At 47.6% G+C, this 1,085-nt stretch carries 1 protein-coding gene; it reads right to left on the bottom strand.

The annotated features are described in order from the left end of the window. Positions 1 to 68 precede the first annotated feature (68 nt). Positions 69 to 926: a PA4780 family RIO1-like protein kinase gene (locus ACSF8W_RS23485; RefSeq protein WP_500849513.1), complete on the bottom strand. Its 858-nt coding sequence runs from the start codon at positions 924 to 926 to the stop codon at positions 69 to 71. Between the last annotated feature and the right edge of the window lie 159 nt (positions 927 to 1,085).

Genomic DNA, 1,085 nt, shown 5'->3' with positions numbered 1-1,085 from the left:
ATGTGCGGCTCATTATACGTATAGAATGATGATGTGCAAGCACTATCCGCAATAATTATAAAATTAAATTAATCAGTGTCTTGTTCTTCAATCAAGCGTGCTTTACGCAACGCCGCTTCTTCCATGACGGCATTAATTTCAGCCATCAGACCATCAATATCGGCGTCGTCTTCGCTTTCAGTGAAGTGCCCTGTCAGCACCGTTTCAGGCGTCAGCTCACCGGCTTCAAATAAAGCCCACATTTCTTTCGCGTACTGCAGGCTCAATAGCTCTGGCGCATACTGGCCATAATAGTTCGTCATGTTTCTCACATCACGCTCTAGCATCCACTTAGCATTATTGTTGGCGGAGGCATCAACGGCCTGCGGCAAATCGATGATCACCGGGCCTTGGTCATCCACCAACACGTTAAACTCAGAGAGATCTCCATGCACAATACCCACACACAGCATACGCGCCACATACTTGATCATGACATCATGATCTCGGCGAGCCTGCTCTTGGGTGAGAGTGACATCATTCAGACGCGGGGCTACTGCACCTTCGTCATCCGTGATGAGTTCCATTAACAGCACGCCATCAAAACAACCGTAAGGTGTGGGTACACGCACATCGGCTTTCTGTAGTGTCGACAGCGCATCCACTTCCGCTTGCTGCCACACTTTCTCTTGCTCATCCCGGCCGAATTTAGAACCTTTTTCCATGGCTCGGGCGCGACGGCTATTACGCACTTTGCGGCCTTCACGGTACGCCACAGCCTGCTTGAAACTGCGTTGTTCGATTTCTTTGTAGACTTTCGCACAACAGATCTCTCCTCTGCTGCGCACAACATAGACAGAGGCTTCTTTACCACTCATTAATTGGGATAACACTTCGTCAATTAAACCATCATCAACAAGTGGTTGTAGTCGCTGTGGGATTCTCATTGCACCTTCATTCTTTAAAGTAACCGTTAAAATCAGCCTCTTTCACTGAATAGATACTCACCCTGAGTACCGATCATTAAGAGAATGATTGGATGATACCATCTTTGCGTTAACGCTATTAACAAACAATAAAGCCGAGCGGCAGAAAGGGAGGACGCT

The sequence above is a fragment of the Photobacterium sp. 270122K genome (assembly GCF_059941365.1).
The sequence above is the reverse complement of the archived record's forward strand: the minus strand, read 5'-3'. Positions and strand labels throughout refer to the sequence as shown.